This is a genomic window from Acidaminobacter sp. JC074 (genome assembly GCF_022496765.1).
GTDB lineage: Bacteria > Bacillota > Clostridia > Peptostreptococcales > Acidaminobacteraceae > JABXKX01.
The window spans coordinates 16,696-36,634 of record NZ_VANV01000013.1 but is presented as its reverse complement, the minus strand read 5'-3'; the positions used below and the strand labels follow the sequence as shown (position 1 = coordinate 36,634).

The window sequence follows — 19,939 nt, the reverse complement described above, 5'->3', positions numbered from 1 at the left end:
TTATTAAGTGGAGGATTTCATAAATTTTAAAATGCTATTCTAATTAAAAGACTGTTTATTTGATCGTCATTCCATATAGATTGCACAGCTATTTGGGGGGCATTAGGTTTTGCATTTTGAAGTTGCAGGTAGTGCCAGAGCATCATCTAAATATAAGTCTAAGTTATTTTTAAGATCGTTGATTTCTTTAAGCTTATCTTTCTGTTGAGAGAGTATTTTTTTTGCATTAGTAAGATCATCTAGTAAAGATCCGATTTGATTACTTAAGTTATCCAAAGAAATAGATGTACATAGTTCATTTAGCTTCAAGTATTCATCTGCAGCAACAAATAGAATCAGTTTTCTTTCATACTGCTGAAAAAAGAGTTCAGGATCAGCAGCATTACTATAACTCTTATATAACCCTAAATGCTTATTGAAAATATCCAACTGCTTTCTATATTCTTTAATGTTAATCAGCTTTAGTTCAAGTGATTTAACACAGCTTAATTGCAGATTATATTCATCATGAACATTGCTTATAGTTTCATTAAATGAAGTCAAATCAGAAATATTTTCATTGGTAAATGTACTCCAAGTTTTTGCCATATTTTTTAAGTTTTGAAGTTTAAGCCACCTTGCAAATCCTACGGATTGAGAAGCTAGTTTATTACTTTTTATGTCGATAACTTTGTTTTTCGAGAGTCTCTTACTTGAATAGGATATTGTAGATTTTAGTCGTTTTTTTATTCGTTCTTTGATTCTTTCTTCAGTATACTCACTTCCAATCGTTTTAGCTCTGGTATATCTTTCTTGATTGTTTGCTTTAAAAGAAATATGTTTACCCTGCTTGAAGGTATAGCCATAAGAACGCATGATTCCTAAAAAGTCATCATAATCTCTTGCCTTTTTTATTGCAAGATCAATCGAATATTGAAGCTTAGCCTTATAGCTAGTTCCATTTTTCCTTTCCAAGTGTTCTTTATAGGATTGCCCTTTAACAGTGTTCTTTTCTACTTCTGACTTAGTATTGTCTACGATTGATAGTTCATAAAGCTTACATAAATCATCACTATGTTTTCTTATTTGATGGTAACTTTTTTTATTTGATAAGTATGCTTTACCATCAAGAAAACTTACATTATTAAATATAATATGATTGTGAATATGTCCCCGATCAACATGAGTAGTAATGACATATTCGTATTTTCCCTTTAGGTGTTTGTCGCATAGTTCTTGCCCAATTTGATGTGCTAGAGATGGTGTAACTTCATCTGGCATAAAAGATTGAATTAAATGTCTTCCTAAGTTTTTAGCAGAACTATTCATGAGTTCTCTTGTATTAGCAAATTGTAATGCAGCAGTCTTATGGCCACATTTATATGAGCTAATTAATATTTCTTCATCAGTTTTTTCTGAATCACATATATAATCAATACTTAAGTCTAGGGTAGTTTTGATAGGATGGATTTTAGTGATTGCCATATTTCTTCAGTCATCTCCTTAAGTTCTTGGATATCTTCTTTGTATATTGAATCTGTAGAATTCACTCTTTTAGCAATTTGATTTATGTTAGTTGAAGCCTTAGTCATTTTAGAGGAGATGTCTTGTAAGGGTGTATGATCAATTTTAAAAATACGTCCATCTATGGCCATTTTTCTCATGTATGCTCCAGTGTTTTTAAAACCAGCTACTTTTCTATTATGTTCTATTAATTGTTTTTCTTCTTCAGTGACCATGACATGTATGTTAAGTGGTCTTGTTCTTTGTGCCATATTCCCAAAAATTCCTTTCATGAGTTAACCAGGGGGTTTGGGGATTTCCCCAACAAGCTTTCTATCAACCGACTACTTTAAGAGGATGGTAGAATATCGGAAGTGTGGCTACACTTCCTGTGCTTGCTACTAAAGATTTTGAATTATTAGTGAGTGTCGTTCTTGCGACACTTAAAGCCAAAATGCCAAACCATTTTTTATCAATTCCTGGAGTTCTTTAAGTAAAAATGGTATCAATGTAAAAATGATGATTAAGACATATGATATTACAATTGCAGTAAAGGATATATTATCTGTTAAACTTGCTCCTTGCAAGAATATAGATAAAACCAATAGAATGAAGCATAAGGAAATAAATCTAGACAGAATGGCAGTAGAGAATGAGTCAATAATAACAGACAAAATTACACCAACGGTTGTTATTAAATAGGCTACTACTAAAATAAATTTAATAGGGATTAAAATGATATTTCCGATATAACGCATATAAGCACCTCCAAGATCTATACTGTTATTATAAATAAGTCTTTTGAATAAAACAAGACAAATATTATGTCCTATTTTGTTTATGGCATTGTTAACTATGGAAAGTGTACATTTTATTTGTCTTGTATTAAAATAAGATAGATAGGATAGATAAATAAATGAGGTGTATGTATGAGAACAAGCAGAATGATAGAAATGATCTATTTACTGTTGAAGGATAGGCAACAAAAGGCCCAAGTTATTGCTGATCATTTTGGAGTATCAACAAAAACTATTTATAGAGATGTTGAAACATTAGCAAAAGCCGGGATACCAATTACAATGCAGCAAGGTGTATCAGGTGGTATTATTTTAGATGATCGATACATGACAAACGAAAAAAAACTAAGTGATCAAGAAGAAAAAGGTTTGATGAACGCCATTGAGAATATTAAAAGATTGCCTAACGCTCAGTTGGAGTATGCACTTAAGTTGCTTAAACAGTATTTTAATGAAACTGGAACTATGTGGGTTAACACTAATGATATTTCAATTGATATACAAACTAAGTTTCATGAACTCAAAGTGTCTATTATAGAAAAGTGGATAGTTGAGTTAGACTATTATTTGGAGGGAAACTTCTTAAGATTTTTTATTGAGCCATATGAGTTACGTTTTTCTAATGGAGTGTGGTGTCTATTAGCACGTAATATAAAAACTAATATGTTTGAAGAATTATATATTTCAAGAATGCAAAATATTGTATTAGGCAATATGCAATTTGAACGAAGAAGTATTCCAAATGAGTTCAGTAATAAGTACTCAGAAGCAATTATAGATTTAAGTTTTGAAGTTGATGTTATTTCTGATGATTTACTCAATAGATTTCCAATAGAGTGCTTTAAGTTTGGGCAAGAATCGACTGTATTGAATATAAAAGTTAAGGAATCAATAGATTTGAATTTGTTGTTAAGACGATATCCTGCTCTAAAACAAATACAAAAGTGAGTTAACATATTATAGAAATATGCTGTTTATAAGCCAGCATATTTTTGTTTTTAGATTAAAAGTTATTAAGAAAGATATTTACTTAAAGTCTAGGGAGTTCTTATCAATTACTCGGGTAGTAATAGCGTTATTGTCTTTGATTAGAATAAAATTATGTACCAAGCATTAGATTTCTACATCATACTTATCAATTCTTACAAACGTATTTATTCAAAAGTCATATTGAAATAAAATAATACGGTACATTATTAGATTATAAACAATCGATAAACATTATGTTGATTGAAATTAAAATATAATTGGACTCAAAGAGGAGAGATTAAATGCAAAAAAAAATTATGTTAAGATTGATAGGACTAATTGCTAGTGTTGTTATAATAATCGGTTTGATTATAGGAGTTAAATGGTTTACCGGCTTTGAAGATTTATCAGTAGTCGAAGATAAGATGGGAAGATATGAGTTACATGATGAAAGAAAAATGGATTATATTGCAAATGGAAATCAGACAAAACTTGATGATGAAAATATTGAGTTAATTAATAAGGAAGTACATTATGACTCTAATCCAGTTGTACTAGTTAAGAATATATTCGATTGGAAAAACAGAGAATTCAATAAAAGTCATAAGAAAGGTAGTTTTGTTGGAGAACGAACAACAAAAGATATTATTAATGAACGTTTGATTACCGGATGTCACGATGACGCATTGATAGTTTCATCAATTTTACGACACTTTGAAGTACCGTGTGTTGTTGTTGATACTGTTGGTATTCAATGGGTTTCTGATTTTAATGATAAAAGTACAGAAGATTTTAATGGACATGTTTTTGTTGAAATCTATTATGATGATAAATGCTTTCTTTTTGATCCAACTTTAGGAAAAGTTATTCTCGGTTATAATCCTGACCAACAAGCTATACCTACAACTTTTTGGCTAATGGATAAAAAAGGATTCTATGTATTGCATAAAGGGTTAGATCCTGACAATTATGGAATAACTTCATTAAAAGATTTATGTATTTCAATGAAGATGGCGGCTTTAGAACTGAAAGATATAATAGTAGAAATTCCTAGTAATGATGTAATTAGTATTAATCAAATAGTGTTCAGTAAATAAAAATTAGAATGAATATTAGATACTTAATTTTATATTTGATTATAGGGGGAATACATTGGAGAAAAAAAAGTTAAAAATAACTATTGTAATAGTAGTTTTCGTTATATATATGCTTTATAATAATTTTTTGCCAAAGGCTGAGAGTATTGAAATACCTGATGTTGAGACCATTAATTACATTCAGGTGAAGTATAATGAGACGATTAAAACGATTAGAGATAAAAATGAAGTGAACACATTCACTCAAGTTTTACTTAAGGCAAAACCTACTAGAACACTTACAACTCATGATTTACCAGTGGGGGTAGGGAGTGATTATTATTCTGTTCGATTTTCAACTGACCATGATAGAGATTATCGTTCATATATTTATATGAGAAATAATGTGTGGTATGTAGAGCAACCTTATGTTGGTATTTATAAATTAGATAAAAGTATATTGGATTTTTTAGATAATTAATGAGTATAATTTCTGATAACATTGGTTCTTGTCGGATTTGCTATAAGAATTTTACTCTGATTAAGTTGCCGACATTAGAAAAAGTGGATTGTAGTACTTCAAGAATAATAGCAGAAAAGATCTATAGTCATATGGGAATAACTATCACAAAATTTCCTATAGAAAATTTGGAATATATAACATTTTTAAGAGAATTACAAGCCTTGATATATCAATATTAAAACTAGAGACTTTATTTAAAGTAGCGGTAAGGAGAAAATATCTATGCAGTTTTACGTTGTGGATAATGCGCTAACTATATGTTACTATTCATATGTAAATGATGATTTACAAATTTTATGATATCATTATTTGTATGGTTTACTAGAACCAGCGTATATGTTTAGGTGAGAATGAAGAAAGTGTCATTGGTTATAAATCATAGTTGTTAAAATGCAACTTGATTGTCTAGACACAATTTCTTATATAATAAAAGAAAAATTTTGAGGTGACTTGTGAACATTGCGATATGTGATGATGAAAAAGAGATATGTGATTCTCTAAATACTATTATAGAACAGTACCTAGACTGGACTCAAAACAATTATAAAGTTGATATCTATTCTTCAGCAGATTCACTTTTTAGTTCAATGCTAAATAATAAATCTTATGATGTGATATTTTTAGATATAGAGATGAATGGAAAAAGTGGTATTGAGTTAGGACATTTAATCAGAGAAATAATTGAAGACGAAAGGGTAAGAATTATATATATTTCATGGACAACTGGATATGCTTTAGACTTATTTAGTGTTCGACCTTTCGATTTTCTAATAAAACCACTTAATGAGGATAAAATTAGAACAATCCTTAAGAACATTATTAGACTTCAAAACAAAGAAAAAAAATACTTTCGTTTTACATATAAAGGAGAGTGTGTAAAAGTAGTTCTTTCTGATATCATTTTCTTTATGAGTACTAATAGAATAATCACTTTATATACTGTTGATGGAAAGTATGAATTCTATTCTAGATTAGATAATATCTTTAAAGAGCTAGATAATAGAGTATTCTGGCGCATACATAAATCGTTTATCGTAAATTATGATAAAGTTAATAAGTTTGAGTATAGTAAAGTTTACATGATAGACAATCAAGTTCTTCCTATTAGTCAGAAATTTAGATCTTCAATTAGGCAAAAGCAAATGGATATGTTGTAGGAGTGGTTTAATGACTTATAGTTATGTAATTGTGAATTTGATAAGTGGTTTAATTGAGCTATATGCGAGATATAACTTACTTTATGTTTTTGTAAGCAATCCAAGATTAATAAATAAAAGGTTGCTTTATATTGTAATGAGCGTAACATTTATTGTCTCAAAATCAATGTACTTTATTTTCGATATACCACTTTTAAACTTGATGAGCACCTGTATTTCTTTATATTTAATGGGGCGATCAATGGGGCTCATTAGAAGCACTTCTTTAATAGCCATGTTAACAACCACAATTATATCTGTTTCAGTTGATGTAATTACTGCATTCATAGTCGGATACCAGAATAATTCAGTCTTTATAGAAGCAGAATATTTTTCTGTTAGTGGTATCGTTTTAATGAGTCTTATTATACTTTGGATAAGCAAACTTTTTAGAAACTTTAAGCATGTGAAAAACGATGTAGCTTTACCAGGACCCTATTGGATTACTGTACTATTATTCCCGTTTATATCAATAATTTTGGTTCTCATTTTACTTAATTCACAGCAAGGACAGAATACTAAGCTAATCATTGAAATTTCTATTATCTTGATAATGAATCTAATTGTCTTTACGTTATATGATCGCCTTATATATGAATTTGACATAAGATTAAAAGATGAGTCCATGCATCAAATTAATCTAAGCTACAAAAGGCAGCTTGAGATGATGAAGTCATCTTTAAATAGTTTAAGAGCTGTAAAACATGATTTGAATAGACATAATAACTCAATTCAGACTTTGATGGCTGATAAAAGGTATCATGATTTGGACAAATATCTTCAATCTATGCAAAAAAGTAGTTTGATTGATGAAGGTGTTTCATTTAGTGGTAATTTAGTAATTGATAGTATAGTCAACTATGAAGTTTTTACTTCGAACTTTGATACAAGTAGGTTAAGTATAAATTATAAGAATGTTCCTTCTTCTGTTAATATAAAAGATTATGATTTAACAATAGTTATTAGCAATATACTCTCTAATTCTATTAATGGTGCTATGGCAGTTGCAGGTGGGAAAGTAGAAGTGAATATTGAATATCAAAAGGGCGTATTGTTTATAAGACTAATAAATGATTTTAATGGCGTTCTAAGGGTTGTAAATAACAAACTCTGCTCATTATCATCAGATGAGTCACATGGTTATGGAATTTCTAATATAAAGGCCGTACTAAGTAAATATGATGGGAGTCTAGAACTAAATTATACTGATGAAATTTTTACTTCTGAAATAATATTGTATGAATTGTAGACATCGGTATCAAGAGAAGATTAGTCTATCATTAGTGGTAGTTTGTCGTAATTTAAGAAAAACCACTAGTTTATTTGTTGCAAAAATTAGTTTAAGAGGAGAAAAAAGATGCTTAGGAGAATTATATTTATATCATTAATTATTATAGTCATATCTTCGGTTTATTTTATATATAGTCCATTTTTAGATGAGTTAGATTCAACACTGTTAGTTGGAAATGATATTGAAGTGCATGTTTTAGAAGATTCAGTGACAATCGACTCAATTTCAGATGTATTATTTGGAAGTAGTAGAATGCTTGAATATAAAGATATTTCGTTAGATGAAATCGATCTTAGTTTATTGCATGAGAAGTGCTGGATTGATTATAAAACTAATGGTTTTATTAGACATAGCATAAGAGTTTATTATACAGATTCAACAAAATTGGATGATCAAAGCATTGAAATAAATACATTAGATCAATACGATGACAAACATTTCCTATCAGTTTATGAAGTAGATTTTCTTTTTAGAAAAAATAGGAGAGTTCTTAAACTAAATGATAATTTCTATGAAAGCTTGATAAGTCTTATTGAACATAGGACAAATTAGTTAGGGAATAAAGCATGCTAAAAAAATCTTTTAGGGAGTACAAATGAAGATAAATATTGTACTGTCAATAACTTTTTTATGCGAATGCTATTTGTTTGTATTCTAACAAGTTAATACTCATGATTAGATAGATTTGGTGCAGTTGAAATAGAATGGGTAGATTTTGTGAATGTGAATGGTTTGATGACCATAAAGTTATAATAAAACAAGAGATAATAACATTATTAAGATTCAGTAGTAGTTAGGAGAGAATACTATTTATATTCTCTTAACACGAATTAACAAAGACACTAACCTATATTACACAAATGGTGAGAAAGAATAGTGTGATGAAATATTTATTGTATGAAAAATGTACAAGGGAGAACACCGTAAGTCTTGAAGCTGTACCTTTGATGGTAATTTATCATTCATCCTATTTGCCATAAACATGTGGAACGAATGGGAACTAATAATATTCATAGCCAATAAGTTTATTTGAATCTCTCATATGAGAAGTCAGAATAAATCCACAATTTGGAGTTAATTTATGCGCAACACATTTTGATAAAGCAATTATTGACTTAAGGAAGACAGCTTGCCTTATTAGCATACGAGATACATGGAGTAGCATCAATCTAGTGCCTAAGTAAATCGTACGACATTTGGAATGCATTTAAGTAAAATAGGAAGTAAACTCCATAATATTATTTCAAGAGGAGAGTACAACATGAAAAAATATACAATCTTGATGATGATTATTTATATCCTTTCATTTAGTATTAATTTGATACCATCGATAAAACATCCAGATTTAAATCTTACTTTAATGAATCTATTAGTATCTTTGCTGTTTATGATTGCAACCGTCTTGTGGGTAAAAGCAGCAGCTGATTCAAAATGGCTTAAATTTTTAAAATCTATTATGGCAATAGGTACACTGAGTGGTTTGTTTATATTCATCATGTCTTTAGTACAACACATTACAATTGAGTATTTGATTTTAGATGCTATTTCAGGAATACAGTTTCCTTTATATGTATTATTTGTTGCACCATTATTTGGATTAAATTTTATTTTAAACATAGATTTTGGGATGTTTTCCTTAATAATGTCTTTGTACTATATGGCTCTTCTTCTATATTTGCATAGACCATTAGAATAAGAAAAGAATAATGTGGAAGTTAGATTATTACATATTAACTAATGAAAACAAACTTTATTTATATTTGTTCAGAAACAAGGCAAAACGTAAGTTTTAGCTATCTATGTAGGACATAATGGTAATGACGAAGAAGTCTGTCTTTTTAGTGTTGAAAACCACAATTTAGGGACTTATATATTCCAATTAAACATGAATGAGAAAATGCATACTGGAGACTTCGGTTTTGGACAAGACTTTAAATGATACAAAAAACAGCCGAGCTATATCATAATATGGCGATAAATAGATTAAGTGTTGTGAAATAGAGAGATACAAAGTGAAAGTTAGAGATCTGGTTATTAATGACCTGATCTTCAGTAAGAACAGACGACCAAATTCTGATTTCTAGGGAAGATTGCTTTAATCAACTCGAGCATTGGATTCTATCAGGTAACTACATCTAGAAAATTACATATGGTATAATTTGAGAGTGGAGGTTGAAATCTAATGAGAAATATACTAATGATACTACTAATGAGTTTACTCTTGATATCATGTCAGACTGAAGAGGTAAATGAGAAGTCCCTTCCTACAGAAGATATGGTCATAACTCAACACGAAAATGTAGAAAATGATGTAGAGGGGGAATCACTAGTCCAGGTAACTGAACCAGAAGAACTTCAACGGATACAGGTGGTCGTTGATGCACTTAAGATTAGACAGGAAGCAACGACTGATTCAGAACAAGTAGGTACTGTCTTCTATGGCTCTGTCTTTGAGGTTTTGGAAAAAAAGAAAGACATCAATGACGACTATTGGTACAGGATACAAGATGGTGATCAATTTGGTTGGATTGCCAGCTGGTTCTGTGAAGCTACCTTTACTGGTCTTCAAAGCTTTGATAGAGGTGAGTGTTATAGGTTGTCACTATCTAATCTTTACTACCAAGGTTCTAAGTTAGTCAAGTCAGACTTAGTGACGGGTGATGTGGATGTATACATTGATAGTACAAGGATTGAAGATGATTTTATCTTAGATTCAAAAGGCAAACATCTAGTATACACAATGCAGGGAGGAATGAAATCACCGTTATACACTATTGAAGTAATAGGTAAAGATATCTATGGGTTGTTGTATGAATCACCTGATAGTACTCTTAATGCGGTAGACTATGTCAAGTTTAAAGTAGAAGTTGATAAAGTAGAGTCAATTATCCTGTCTTATAGCGATCGTTTAAATATATGGTATGAAATACTAAAGGATAATAAGCAACTTTATCTTCCTGTTAAGTTTGATGACTTTGAAGTCATGACGAGTACTTATCAGGTTAAGGTTGCTGATAAGACTTTTACTTTTGATCGTAAAAGTAGTTTACAAGACGGATTATTAAATGGTCAATATGTACAGTTTACCGGTTATGAAAATACAATAATCAATCTGGATAATGGACACATGTATCAAACGAAGTTTGGCTATCATTTCTTAGATGACAACCACTTAGCTGTTTATCCTACCTCGGAGTACCAACTTTATGGAAAGGCAGTAGGTTTAGGTAAGGTTCAAGTAGTAGATTTATCCAAAGACAACGAGGTTGTCTATGAGTATGATAAATTATGTACAAGACTACGATCTAGAGATGATGATGGTAAATTACTAGATGAGTTGATCATTTACTCACAATCTAAAAACAACTGGCTATATGCTGATAACCAAGAGATGATAGAGCGAGGTGTTTTTGAGAAAATAAATGGCAAGTGGCAGTTAACAAGTTACCCTGAAGATATAAATGAGTTTGTCGACCGAGAGGTGACAGTCTATAAAGATTATTCTGATCGTCAGATAATAGGTAGCTACATGGTTTCTGAACTAAATCTTCGAAATCCAAGTATCATAGACATAATAGATGGTCAGTATGTTTATTGGTTTGAAGCATGGAATGGAGGCGAAGTAGTTGGTTATATCTATAGACCTAAATATGATTATGAGAAAGACAATTTTTTTTACTGGCAGGATTTCTCATTGGTCATGAATAGTGGGTTACTTTACACAGATGAGCAAGTTGGTGATGAAAGCCTTAATCGTAGGTTTCTCTTGAGTATACTTGAATCGCAAGGTTACTATACTTTAGAGTATAGTTATGAAGGTAATTACATAAAGGTTTTAGATAAAGATAATGAGACTGTGTTTGAGAGAATTGACTCTAGAATGCTGGACTTTGATGATCAGAATCGTCTCTTTGTTCTGACCATTCCTTATGGACCAGGCTATGTTGGACTAGAAATAATCAAAATCGAAGAAGGCCAGTTTATCGAGGAGTTCAAGATTGAAGATCCAGAGATATATGTTAGTGATGTTAAGATCATAAGTGACCAAGAAATATCATTTACTATAGAACATAATGACGCCTATCCAGCGCTACTCAAATATATTAATGGAGAATGGCTGATAGAAACAGACTATGAGTTCAAAAGCTTTGACTAGTATTATTCTGGATCTGGGAACTTTCTTTGGACTCAATAAGTGAGAAATCCAATAATGTACTCCCATACATATTGAAAGTTGATAGTCTGATTATTTAGAGATAATTAGACTATTTTTCAGCACTGATTCAGGCAATTAAATTCTGATACTTAGGCAACATGCATTATCCATAAAGTTATGTGATGCTTTTTACTCACGTTAACATATAGTAAAAAACAGTTAAGTTCCTTTTCTTTAATGATATAATATAAGTAGTTGTAAAAAAATGTTTAAAATGTAGGAGGTCAAAATGTTTTACAGATATGAATTAAATTATAAACTATTTGAGTTGTGTGTAGAACTTTCTAATAGTTATAGATGGAATGGTATGATGAATCTTAAAACTATTCTAACAGAAAATGAAGAACATTTAGAAGAAAACTTATTTGATTTTTTAGATTATGGAATTACTTTACTTATTGATGGTAGAAGTCCTGAAAATGTTAAACTTTTTGCTGAATGAAGAAATAGAAGTAAACAATGAATGTTCGAAGCAAAATATTATTCTTAAAGATTTTAGACTAGTAAAACAAGTAATTTCATGGATGCAATTATCTGATAATCACTCAATTCATGAGTTGGTGAACTCAATAGAAAACCAAAATTTAAGGAATCAATATAGAGATTGGTGTGAACTAAATGAGTATCAAAATAATCTTAAATTTTCAGATTCATTAAATATAACCATTGAGCAAAGAATGAAACTTATGGAATCAAATCAGATAGTTTTCAATTTTTATAGTAACAATATGTGATAATACTTAAAGGAGGCATCAGAAATGAATAAAAGTGGAACATTCAAAGTTGTTTTAAATAAATCACTAGGTCCACTGGCTTTGGGAATGAGTAAAACTGAAGTAGAAAAAATAATTGGTAAGGCCTCCGACAATTATCAAAGTACTTTTTATTACTTCAACAACAATCTACAATTAGAGTTTGACATCAATGGGTGTTTAGCATTTATTCAATTATCTAATAATCAGCATTTTATTGCTTCTTTTAAAGATTTAAACCTGTTTGACTTGAAAGATATTGAAATTGATGATTTATTTAGTTGTTATTGTACTGTAGATAGGAATGACCCTGAATATGGATATTCATACAACTATAGAAGTTTACAGTTGATATTTTGGAGAAAGAGTAATCCAGAAAATCTAAGAATTGAATTAAATGAGTTGAAAGAGACAGATGAGGATTACTCTGATCAATTAGAGTTTTACTTAGAAGAGATACAAAGATGTCAGCACTTTGACACAATCGCAATTTACGTTGAGGGGTATTATGATAATTAGATAAGAATTTTGTAACTGTATCATTCTGGGAAATATAGTACAACAGGTTTCTTATAGGAGTAATTCTGAATAAATTCTGATTTGTGTGCTAGTGTAGTATTTTTCTATTAGAAATTTAGAAGTGTAATGCATTATTCTAGCAAAGATGAAGTATGAGAATAATCAGGAAAGATATTACCAAGCGACCCATTATTTAGTCCGATTAAAAATCAAATAGTTATAGAATTTGACTCGAAATATTGGAATCGTGTTATAATACAAAAATGGAGAAAAATAATGAAAAAAATTATAAGGTTTTGCTTAACTATGCTATTCTGCATAGTTTTCATCTCTTGTGAACAAGTTTCAACTCAAAATAATCATGTAGTTGATTCAAATCCTATTAATCAATATGATAATGATGTCGTCATTAATTTTGAAGATTACGCAGGTAAAAAATTTGATTTACATGCTTTGGAAAAAAGTCATCAACATTATATAAAACTAGATGATTTTATTGACTTAGTGAATCAAATAAATAATAAAGTGAAAACTTTAAAAGAAGTTACTGCAGATAATTATCATAATGGCTGTTTTAAGTTTACACTTAGGCATGATATGAATGTCTCTGCTCCCATTATCTATGGTATTACATCTGGTGGTTTACCTTTTGAGGTTAACAATTATGAATCAGTAGGTGAAGATTTAGAGATTAGTTTAGATTTAAACAAAACTTTATTAACATATATATTGAAAGATAATGAAGTATATCTACCTTTAAATATCATAAACTCTGAAATCTTTCGAGAGTATGCAAAGTTTATTAGGATAGATGATAAAAATTATTTGCTGACATACGGATTAGGTTTCGAAGAAATGGAAATCCTCATTAAAGAGTCCGAAGCACCATATGATGATGATTATGATAGAAGTTATAAATCTCTTGTTCAATATTTCAAAGCAACGGCAGGTATAAATAGTGATTTAGGTGAAGTGTCAATTGATGATTATCCTTCCTTTTTAGCAAAATTACACGATTTGAAGGTAATTCTTAAAGATTCTCATTATATCATTTCGAGAATATATTCTTTTAATAGAGATTATTTTTCAGAAGATGATTTAAGCAAAATAGATTCGGCACATTCTGCTATATCATTAGAGAAAAATAAGGAGATTTATGAAAGTATTAGTTTTGAAGAACCGGTTAGGTGGGAAGCCCTTAATGATGAGACTATTTATGTAAGAGTCGATACTTTTATGGTTGATAATGTATTGTTCAAGAGTAGAATGAACCATTTAAAAGTCGAACTAATCGAGCAGGACTATACTAAAATAGTTATTGATTTAAGAGATAACCCCGGTGGCTATGATGCAAATGGCTCTATGCTTTTAGATTCACTTGGTCTTAGCAATTTTGACTTACGTATTGGTTATCTATATGATAACGAAATTTTTACTCAAGCGACCTATAAATTAAGTAGAATAAAAGATAGTAAGAGAGATTATGATTTAGTTATAATTCTCAATGAATATTGCTTTAGCAATTCAGTGTTATTTGCTAATATCATCAAAGACAATGTAGATGTCAAAATCGTTGGTAAAGAACCACTAGATAAAAAAACAGAACAGGTGTCTTACTATCAAACACTAGATGGTACAATAATCAGTAAGTCACAAACAAGTTATACATTGTTGAATAAGAATGGTGTCAGATATAACCACGTTCAGTTAGTAGATGAGGTTATGACAGATGATGAAATTAAGGTATATTTAGAAGAAGTCAGAGTTAGCCAATAAGGTGTACCGATAAAGTGATGTTGTAAGACCTTGATATAATTTGGTGTTTGCCAAGTGTATTAAAATTAAGGGATTGTTACATTTGCATCACACATACATATTGAAATTTACAATGTAATGTTACCAAGAATAAATGATTCTGGTACCTTTTGTGATTCACATAAGGATTTTGATGCTTCAGTGAGATTTAATTATTAATTAATGGTTTAATGTTGAGTAATTTACTATAATGGATATTGTTGTTAGTGGCATTGGTACTTAACATTTTTAACCGGTACATTTGGTTGATAATTGTAATAAAGAATTAGCATTTTTAGTAAAGTGAGTATGGAAGGTAGGTGATATTATGATGCCATTCTATTCAAGCGGAGAAACAGACTTGTTTAAAGGACCTGTATTTGAGTTGTTACTAGGTCTTATATTTATTTGTGCCAGTTTGTTATCTTTTTTTGTTATGCGAAAATATCGTAAGTCAAATAAACTAATAGACCGTATATTTCTTAATAAAGTAGAACTACTATTTACATTAATGGGATTTGGATTAATTGTAAAAGGTATGATTTTTTCATAACTATCAAACGCTGAATTATTTATTAGTGATACTGCCATTAATTAATCAAAACTATAAGAATTTCTAAGTAGAGTAAATAGTCATATATATTGAAAAAGTTTATAACTTGTTCATTAACTAATGATCAAGCTAGTTCCGTGTAGGAGTTCACCACCAACTCTGATATGTAGGGATAAGGTGCGACTAGCACTTGAAATAACAGTACAAGGTACATCTTGGGCTGTCTAAGCGATAGCTTTTGGACTACTCTATCCATATGGAGTAACTCTAACCACAGGTGCGTTGGTGGCAACACTGGGGTGCTAAGCTGTGGTAACAATGCAAATAATCTACTAGCCTAAAGTGGAGATGTTGCTAGAGTAAATATATTACTATGGTTAAATTAAATGAACTTTTGTAAGCTCCGTTAACATTAGGTAGAGAAATAGGCTGAAACTCTATGACCAAAAGGTATGAGTTGAAGATTTCAGGGTCTTGCCTTCTGAAATCATATGGATAAATCGACTCCGGAGTAAAGAAAGAACCTAAGGTAATATGAATTGGCTAAGGTGTACAACTAGGTAAGACCGATGAGCTCCCTCAAGGGTAGGCAATCTGTAAAGAGCGTACAATGTTCAGCGGTTATGGGATGCTAGAGAAAGCGAATGCTATTATGTAATGTAATAGATAGTGGTTCAGAATTTGCCACAACCTGAAAGGGTGCAGACTTCTAGCTGGTCGTTTAAAGCAAGGAAAGGTTAGAAACTTTATGAATGTAGGAAAGCCAAAAAGAGATTGTACTCGGGCATCTACAAACTATAACATTCTGTGGCAAGGTCTTAAATGGCACGAAATAGAACAAAGAGTTAATAAACTTCAATCTAGGATTGCTAAAGCCGTCGAACGAGGACGTTATAACCTCGCTAAGAAATTACAGTATCTACTGACTAATTCATTTACTGCGAAGTTATTAGCAGTAAGAAAAGTAACCACAAACAAAGGGAAGAGAACACCAGGAATAGATGGTGTTATTTTAAATTCTCCTAGTTCTAAGTACCAAACAGCAATTAGCATGACAAACAGAGGTTACAAACCATTGCCTTTAAAAAGAACCTACATTAATAAATCAAATGGAAAGAAAAGACCTTTAGGTATCCCAACTATCATGGATAGAGCTATGCAGGCACTACATCAATTAGGGTTAGATCCTATAGCTGAAACTGTTTTGGATGAATGCAGTTTTGGATTCCGGAAATATCGTGGAACCAAAGATGCATGTGAATATCTATATTAAGTTAGATGATTCGATTAAAGTACCGTTTACAAATAAATACTCCGCAGGTTATAAGAGGTTTCATATAATGATGTACTCAAACTCTATTTATTTTTTATTAGGTATTTCTATATGTATATCACCAATATTTTCTGGTGAGTATACAACTAATGTAGCTCCAATATTATTAGCATCTAGATATGGAAAAAATAAGTTGCCAATTGCAAAAATGATTTCGGTTTATTTGTTTGGATTAGTTGTTGGATTTGGGTTAATAATAATAAGCTATTTTGAGATTATGCTTTTGTGGGGGAGTACTGGAGGACGTGGTCCTTTTCAATTATTGTTTCCATTTGTACCGTATCCAATCACGATTTTTCAGGCAACTATTATCTTAGTGATTTCAATTATGTCAGCTGTTGTACTTACAATTGGGTTTACTACATTTTTGCCTTCAAAATTTAAGTCACCATTTTGGGTAATTATTTTAGTGGCATTTGTTTAATTGCTCCAATGTTTTATTGTATTTCTAATGATCATTTGTTAATAAGACAAATTGATAGCTTATTACCTGCAAATCTAATTGATTCAGAGGAAGTATTTACTATTTATTCATTTAGAATCGGTAATAAGTTTGTCAAACCATATATCTTCAAACCAGCATTCATTATTGCATTGTCTATGGTATCGATCCCTTTAACACTAAGGAACTCTAGAAAGTATAAGGCTTAGAAGATTTATGTTTATTGATGTTACTTGAAAATTTTACAATTTTAAGTAAGGTGCAGCAAAAATACTTATAACTATTCTGGTTAACTCACTCGATATTTTATATATTGAATTCTGTTTGCACATTTTCGGAGTTCAATTAAATTACCTTATATTGCGCACCTAAAGGGTATATCGATGCTGGTACCAAATGTAAAGAAAAATATATACGGAAAACTTAATGTAAATTTATCGTCAGCATATGCAATATGTTGATTTATATTATAATTATTTAATTGAAAGATGTAAACTTAAGCATAGGATTCTAAAACGAATGACTATGCTTTTTTTATTATACTGTTTCAGATAAATGATGATAGAACTCATTAGAATAAGTTAATCTATGTCTGGTGTAATAGGTTAACCCCTTTATTTTCAACATTATTTAAATGTTTTTCTACATACAGTTCAGCAGATGATAATCTTCTGGATATATATAAATAATGTTTTACATTTGGCTAGACTGTAGATTATGTAAAGGTATTTTTTAGTTTTTGTTTGTCTTGTTAATTGATGATAATTGCATATGTATCGAGTCTTACTCAATTAGATAGTTTGAATCTTAAAGCTGTATATGTTGGTGAAAATCAACATTTTTTTATTTTTTTGATGATGGTTCAAAAAAGCATGTTTCGAATTGTTGTAGTTATTGAGGAGATGAAATAAACAATCAAATACAACTTTTTATAATCTAAGCGGAAGGAGGTGATTGTATGAAACTAGCCCCTTCAAATGAGCAAATTGTCTGCATGAAATTTGATCATTATGTAAAAAAATGTTGTAGAAATGAAGCAAGAAATATTAGAAAACATCAGAAGTTTAAACGTAGAGTTGAGGTCTTAATCAAAGATTATTCAATTGTTGAAGTTGCAAGACCAAAAACTGAACTAGAATTCGCTAATTATATTTTAAGAGGACACGAAATTCTAATAATGAATCCTTTACTATTAGATGCTTTAGAATCATTGAACGATAGTGACAGAGAGTTGATATTACTTGTTTACTACCTAGGATATAAACCACGGGAATTGACAACTGAATTTAAAATAGTAGAGCGTTCAATTTATAAACGATGTAAACGAATTCTTGAAGAATTAAAGATGTATATGGAGGAACATAATAATGAGTAAGATAGATTTAACTAAAATAGCTAACAGCCATATTAAACCACTAGATTTTGATGTAATTAAGCTAGCAGTTTCAGGTGATTCTTTAAGTATGAAAAAAATCATTGAGCATTATCAACCATACTTAAAAGCGTTAGCCACAAAGAAGTTGTTTGATGAGTCTGGGAATGAATACCTTTTCATGGATGAAGATATGAAGAAACAGTTGGAGAGCAAGCTAATGTGGTCAGTATATCAATTTAAAATATAAAACCGTGATATAGGGGGCATGGACGCCCTTTATTTATGTGTTGATTGAAGCCAATATAATAATTAGTTTCAATGAGGGCATAAGCCTGGATGATCTTTGATAATTAAATAGTCTAAGCAGAAACGTTTGATAATGCGAGCTTTATAAGTTTGCTATGATGGTTTTACCTGAGCAAGTAATTCTTTGAAAATAGGAGTGGAGTCCTATCGGCCATGAAACATTATCTTATAATGATACTTTTACTTTGTCATAGCTTGAATGGTAATCAATCCATCGTACGTTTTGAGAGTAACTACTGTAGTAGGTAGAGGTGAGATTCCTATGATGCAATTTCCAGTTGCTATCTGTAAGGACATAAAATATGATTTAGGAGGAAAATAGAAGTGGAGAAGAATCTCTTGATATATCAATCTGTAGATAACGAAATATGCTTAAGTGTTGAACTAAGAGATGATATGGTTTGGCTTAATAGAAATCAGTTAGCAGAACTTTTTGGAAGAGATGTGAAGACTATTGGTAAGCATATAAATAATGCTTTGAAAGAGGAACTTAATGGTGATGTTAGCTGTGTCGCAAAATTTGCGACTCAACTAAATAAGTATGATCCTAGAACTGGTAAAGATAGAGTTAGTAATGTAAAAGTAAATTATTATAGTATGGATATGGTTTTGTCAATTGGATATAGAGTTAAATCAAAAGAAGGGATTGCATTTCGTCAATGGGCAAATAGAGTCTTAAAAGAATATATTCTAAATGGGTATGCTTTAAATGAAAAAAGATTAGAACAGCTAAAAACAACTATTGAAATAATGCGTAGGACTCACGAATCTTTGGATGCTCTTCAAGTCCTTAATGTTATTGAAAACTACACAAAAGCCCTAGGTTTGTTAGATGATTATGATCATCAGAGAATACTGAAACCTGAAGATGGTACAAGTGATATTTATAGATTGAGTTATGACGAGTGTAAGCTGCTTGTTGATCAAATGCATCAGGGGATAAATAGTGATCTATTTGGTAGAGAACGGGATGGTGGATTTAAAAGTGCCATTGCAACAATATATTCGACTTGGGATGGAGTTGAACTTTATCCAACATTTGAAGAGAAAGCGGCGAACTTGTTATATCTGTTGGTAAAAAACCATGGGCTTGTTGATGGTAATAAACGTGTAGCATCTGCAGTTTTTTTAGAGTACTTAAACAAGAATAAAAGATTAGTTTTAGATGGTGAAAAGCTTATTGAACCGAATACTTTAGTAGCAATTGTTATTATGATTGCAGAGTCAAATCCAAAAGAGAAAGATTTGATGGTTAATTTAGTGATGAATTTTTTGAATAAGAGGTGTCGAAGTGAGTGTCAGTAAATACGATGAT

At 30.4% G+C, this 19,939-nt stretch carries 20 protein-coding genes; 17 read left to right on the top strand and 3 right to left on the bottom strand.

Annotated elements, in window-relative coordinates:
* Positions 1–102: 102 nt before the first annotated feature.
* The 3 genes from EZV73_RS15270 to EZV73_RS15260 form a co-directional block, all read right to left on the bottom strand.
* Positions 103–1,464 (bottom strand): relaxase/mobilization nuclease domain-containing protein, encoded by a 1,362-nt coding sequence (locus tag EZV73_RS15270; RefSeq protein ID WP_240841265.1) that lies wholly within the window; start codon positions 1,462–1,464, stop codon positions 103–105.
* A complete protein-coding gene (locus tag EZV73_RS15265; RefSeq protein ID WP_240841264.1) occupies positions 1,425–1,754 on the bottom strand; it encodes a MobC family plasmid mobilization relaxosome protein in 330 nt (109 codons plus the stop codon). Before EZV73_RS15265 ends, EZV73_RS15270 begins: the two co-directional genes overlap by 40 nt.
* Positions 1,755–1,925: 171 nt before the next feature.
* Positions 1,926–2,240, bottom strand: a complete 315-nt coding sequence (locus EZV73_RS15260) for a hypothetical protein (protein ID WP_240841263.1) — start codon at positions 2,238–2,240, stop codon at positions 1,926–1,928.
* Positions 2,241–2,411: 171 nt separating this feature from the next.
* Here EZV73_RS15260 and EZV73_RS15255 point away from each other — a divergent pair, with 171 nt between their 5' ends.
* The 17 genes from EZV73_RS15255 to rhuM all read left to right on the top strand — a co-directional run bounded on the left by EZV73_RS15255 (position 2,412) and on the right by rhuM (position 19,929).
* Entirely contained in the window at positions 2,412–3,227 is an 816-nt protein-coding gene (locus EZV73_RS15255) for a YafY family protein (RefSeq protein ID WP_240841262.1), read from the top strand.
* Positions 3,228–3,550: 323 nt separating this feature from the next.
* Positions 3,551–4,345, top strand: coding sequence for a hypothetical protein (locus tag EZV73_RS15250; protein ID WP_240841261.1), 795 nt, complete (start codon positions 3,551–3,553; stop codon positions 4,343–4,345).
* A 55-nt stretch (positions 4,346–4,400) separates the two neighbouring features.
* Positions 4,401–4,805: a DUF5301 domain-containing protein gene (locus EZV73_RS15245; RefSeq protein WP_240841260.1), complete on the top strand. Its 405-nt coding sequence runs from the start codon at positions 4,401–4,403 to the stop codon at positions 4,803–4,805.
* A gap of 494 nt (positions 4,806–5,299) precedes the next feature.
* Positions 5,300–6,004 (top strand): LytTR family DNA-binding domain-containing protein, encoded by a 705-nt coding sequence (locus EZV73_RS15240; protein ID WP_240841259.1) that lies wholly within the window; start codon positions 5,300–5,302, stop codon positions 6,002–6,004.
* Positions 6,005–6,014: 10 nt separating this feature from the next.
* Positions 6,015–7,292, top strand: a complete 1,278-nt coding sequence (locus EZV73_RS15235) for a GHKL domain-containing protein (protein WP_240841258.1) — start codon at positions 6,015–6,017, stop codon at positions 7,290–7,292.
* Positions 7,293–7,400: 108 nt separating this feature from the next.
* Positions 7,401–7,886, top strand: a complete 486-nt coding sequence (locus EZV73_RS15230; RefSeq protein ID WP_240841257.1) for a hypothetical protein — start codon at positions 7,401–7,403, stop codon at positions 7,884–7,886.
* A 709-nt stretch (positions 7,887–8,595) separates the two neighbouring features.
* Positions 8,596–9,030 (top strand): hypothetical protein, encoded by a 435-nt coding sequence (locus EZV73_RS15225; RefSeq protein ID WP_240841256.1) that lies wholly within the window; start codon positions 8,596–8,598, stop codon positions 9,028–9,030.
* Positions 9,031–9,516: 486 nt separating this feature from the next.
* On the top strand, positions 9,517–11,490 hold the full coding sequence (locus tag EZV73_RS15220; protein WP_240841255.1) for an SH3 domain-containing protein: 1,974 nt from the start codon (positions 9,517–9,519) through the stop codon (positions 11,488–11,490).
* Between the two features lie 289 nt (positions 11,491–11,779).
* Positions 11,780–11,992: a hypothetical protein gene (locus EZV73_RS15215; protein WP_240841254.1), complete on the top strand. Its 213-nt coding sequence runs from the start codon at positions 11,780–11,782 to the stop codon at positions 11,990–11,992.
* A 316-nt stretch (positions 11,993–12,308) separates the two neighbouring features.
* Positions 12,309–12,821, top strand: coding sequence for a hypothetical protein (locus tag EZV73_RS15210; protein WP_240841253.1), 513 nt, complete (start codon positions 12,309–12,311; stop codon positions 12,819–12,821).
* A 276-nt stretch (positions 12,822–13,097) separates the two neighbouring features.
* The gene (locus tag EZV73_RS15205) at positions 13,098–14,597 is read left to right on the top strand and encodes a S41 family peptidase (RefSeq protein ID WP_240841252.1); all 1,500 of its coding nucleotides are present in this window, start codon (positions 13,098–13,100) and stop codon (positions 14,595–14,597) included.
* Positions 14,598–14,943: 346 nt separating this feature from the next.
* Positions 14,944–15,168, top strand: coding sequence for a hypothetical protein (locus tag EZV73_RS15200; protein ID WP_240841251.1), 225 nt, complete (start codon positions 14,944–14,946; stop codon positions 15,166–15,168).
* 748 nt (positions 15,169–15,916) lie between these two features.
* Positions 15,917–16,441, top strand: coding sequence for a reverse transcriptase N-terminal domain-containing protein (locus tag EZV73_RS15195; protein WP_240841250.1), 525 nt, complete (start codon positions 15,917–15,919; stop codon positions 16,439–16,441).
* Between the two features lie 67 nt (positions 16,442–16,508).
* A complete protein-coding gene (locus tag EZV73_RS15190; protein ID WP_240841249.1) occupies positions 16,509–16,925 on the top strand; it encodes a hypothetical protein in 417 nt (138 codons plus the stop codon).
* Between the two features lie 976 nt (positions 16,926–17,901).
* Complete coding sequence (locus EZV73_RS15185; RefSeq protein WP_240841248.1) at positions 17,902–18,318, top strand: RNA polymerase sigma factor; 417 nt, start codon at positions 17,902–17,904, stop codon at positions 18,316–18,318.
* Positions 18,311–18,565 carry a helix-turn-helix domain-containing protein gene (locus EZV73_RS15180; protein WP_240841247.1) on the top strand — a complete coding sequence of 85 codons (255 nt, stop codon included), beginning with the start codon at positions 18,311–18,313 and terminating at the stop codon, positions 18,563–18,565. The genes EZV73_RS15185 and EZV73_RS15180 overlap by 8 nt, the downstream gene beginning before the upstream one ends.
* Before the next feature lie 383 nt (positions 18,566–18,948).
* Positions 18,949–19,929 carry a RhuM family protein gene (gene rhuM / locus EZV73_RS15175; RefSeq protein WP_240841246.1) on the top strand — a complete coding sequence of 327 codons (981 nt, stop codon included), beginning with the start codon at positions 18,949–18,951 and terminating at the stop codon, positions 19,927–19,929.
* Positions 19,930–19,939: the final 10 nt, after the last annotated feature.

Excerpts from the sequence above, each read along its gene's own strand:
- EZV73_RS15225 (WP_240841256.1), top strand. The coding sequence starts at position 8,596 with ATGAAAAAATATACAATCTTGATGATGATTATTTATATCCTTTCATTT.
- EZV73_RS15205 (WP_240841252.1), top strand. The coding sequence starts at position 13,098 with ATGAAAAAAATTATAAGGTTTTGCTTAACTATGCTATTCTGCATAGTT.
- EZV73_RS15190 (WP_240841249.1), top strand. The coding sequence starts at position 16,509 with ATGATGTACTCAAACTCTATTTATTTTTTATTAGGTATTTCTATATGT.
- EZV73_RS15260 (WP_240841263.1), bottom strand. The coding sequence starts at position 2,240 with ATGCGTTATATCGGAAATATCATTTTAATCCCTATTAAATTTATTTTA.
- EZV73_RS15200 (WP_240841251.1), top strand. The coding sequence starts at position 14,944 with ATGATGCCATTCTATTCAAGCGGAGAAACAGACTTGTTTAAAGGACCT.
- EZV73_RS15230 (WP_240841257.1), top strand. The coding sequence starts at position 7,401 with ATGCTTAGGAGAATTATATTTATATCATTAATTATTATAGTCATATCT.
- EZV73_RS15235 (WP_240841258.1), top strand. The coding sequence starts at position 6,015 with ATGACTTATAGTTATGTAATTGTGAATTTGATAAGTGGTTTAATTGAG.
- EZV73_RS15250 (WP_240841261.1), top strand. The coding sequence starts at position 3,551 with ATGCAAAAAAAAATTATGTTAAGATTGATAGGACTAATTGCTAGTGTT.
- EZV73_RS15210 (WP_240841253.1), top strand. The coding sequence starts at position 12,309 with ATGAATAAAAGTGGAACATTCAAAGTTGTTTTAAATAAATCACTAGGT.
- EZV73_RS15265 (WP_240841264.1), bottom strand. The coding sequence starts at position 1,754 with ATGGCACAAAGAACAAGACCACTTAACATACATGTCATGGTCACTGAA.
- EZV73_RS15270 (WP_240841265.1), bottom strand. The coding sequence starts at position 1,464 with ATGGCAATCACTAAAATCCATCCTATCAAAACTACCCTAGACTTAAGT.
- EZV73_RS15255 (WP_240841262.1), top strand. The coding sequence starts at position 2,412 with ATGAGAACAAGCAGAATGATAGAAATGATCTATTTACTGTTGAAGGAT.
- EZV73_RS15185 (WP_240841248.1), top strand. The coding sequence starts at position 17,902 with ATGAAACTAGCCCCTTCAAATGAGCAAATTGTCTGCATGAAATTTGAT.
- EZV73_RS15195 (WP_240841250.1), top strand. The coding sequence starts at position 15,917 with ATGAATGTAGGAAAGCCAAAAAGAGATTGTACTCGGGCATCTACAAAC.
- EZV73_RS15215 (WP_240841254.1), top strand. The coding sequence starts at position 11,780 with ATGTTTTACAGATATGAATTAAATTATAAACTATTTGAGTTGTGTGTA.
- EZV73_RS15180 (WP_240841247.1), top strand. The coding sequence starts at position 18,311 with ATGAGTAAGATAGATTTAACTAAAATAGCTAACAGCCATATTAAACCA.
- EZV73_RS15220 (WP_240841255.1), top strand. The coding sequence starts at position 9,517 with ATGAGAAATATACTAATGATACTACTAATGAGTTTACTCTTGATATCA.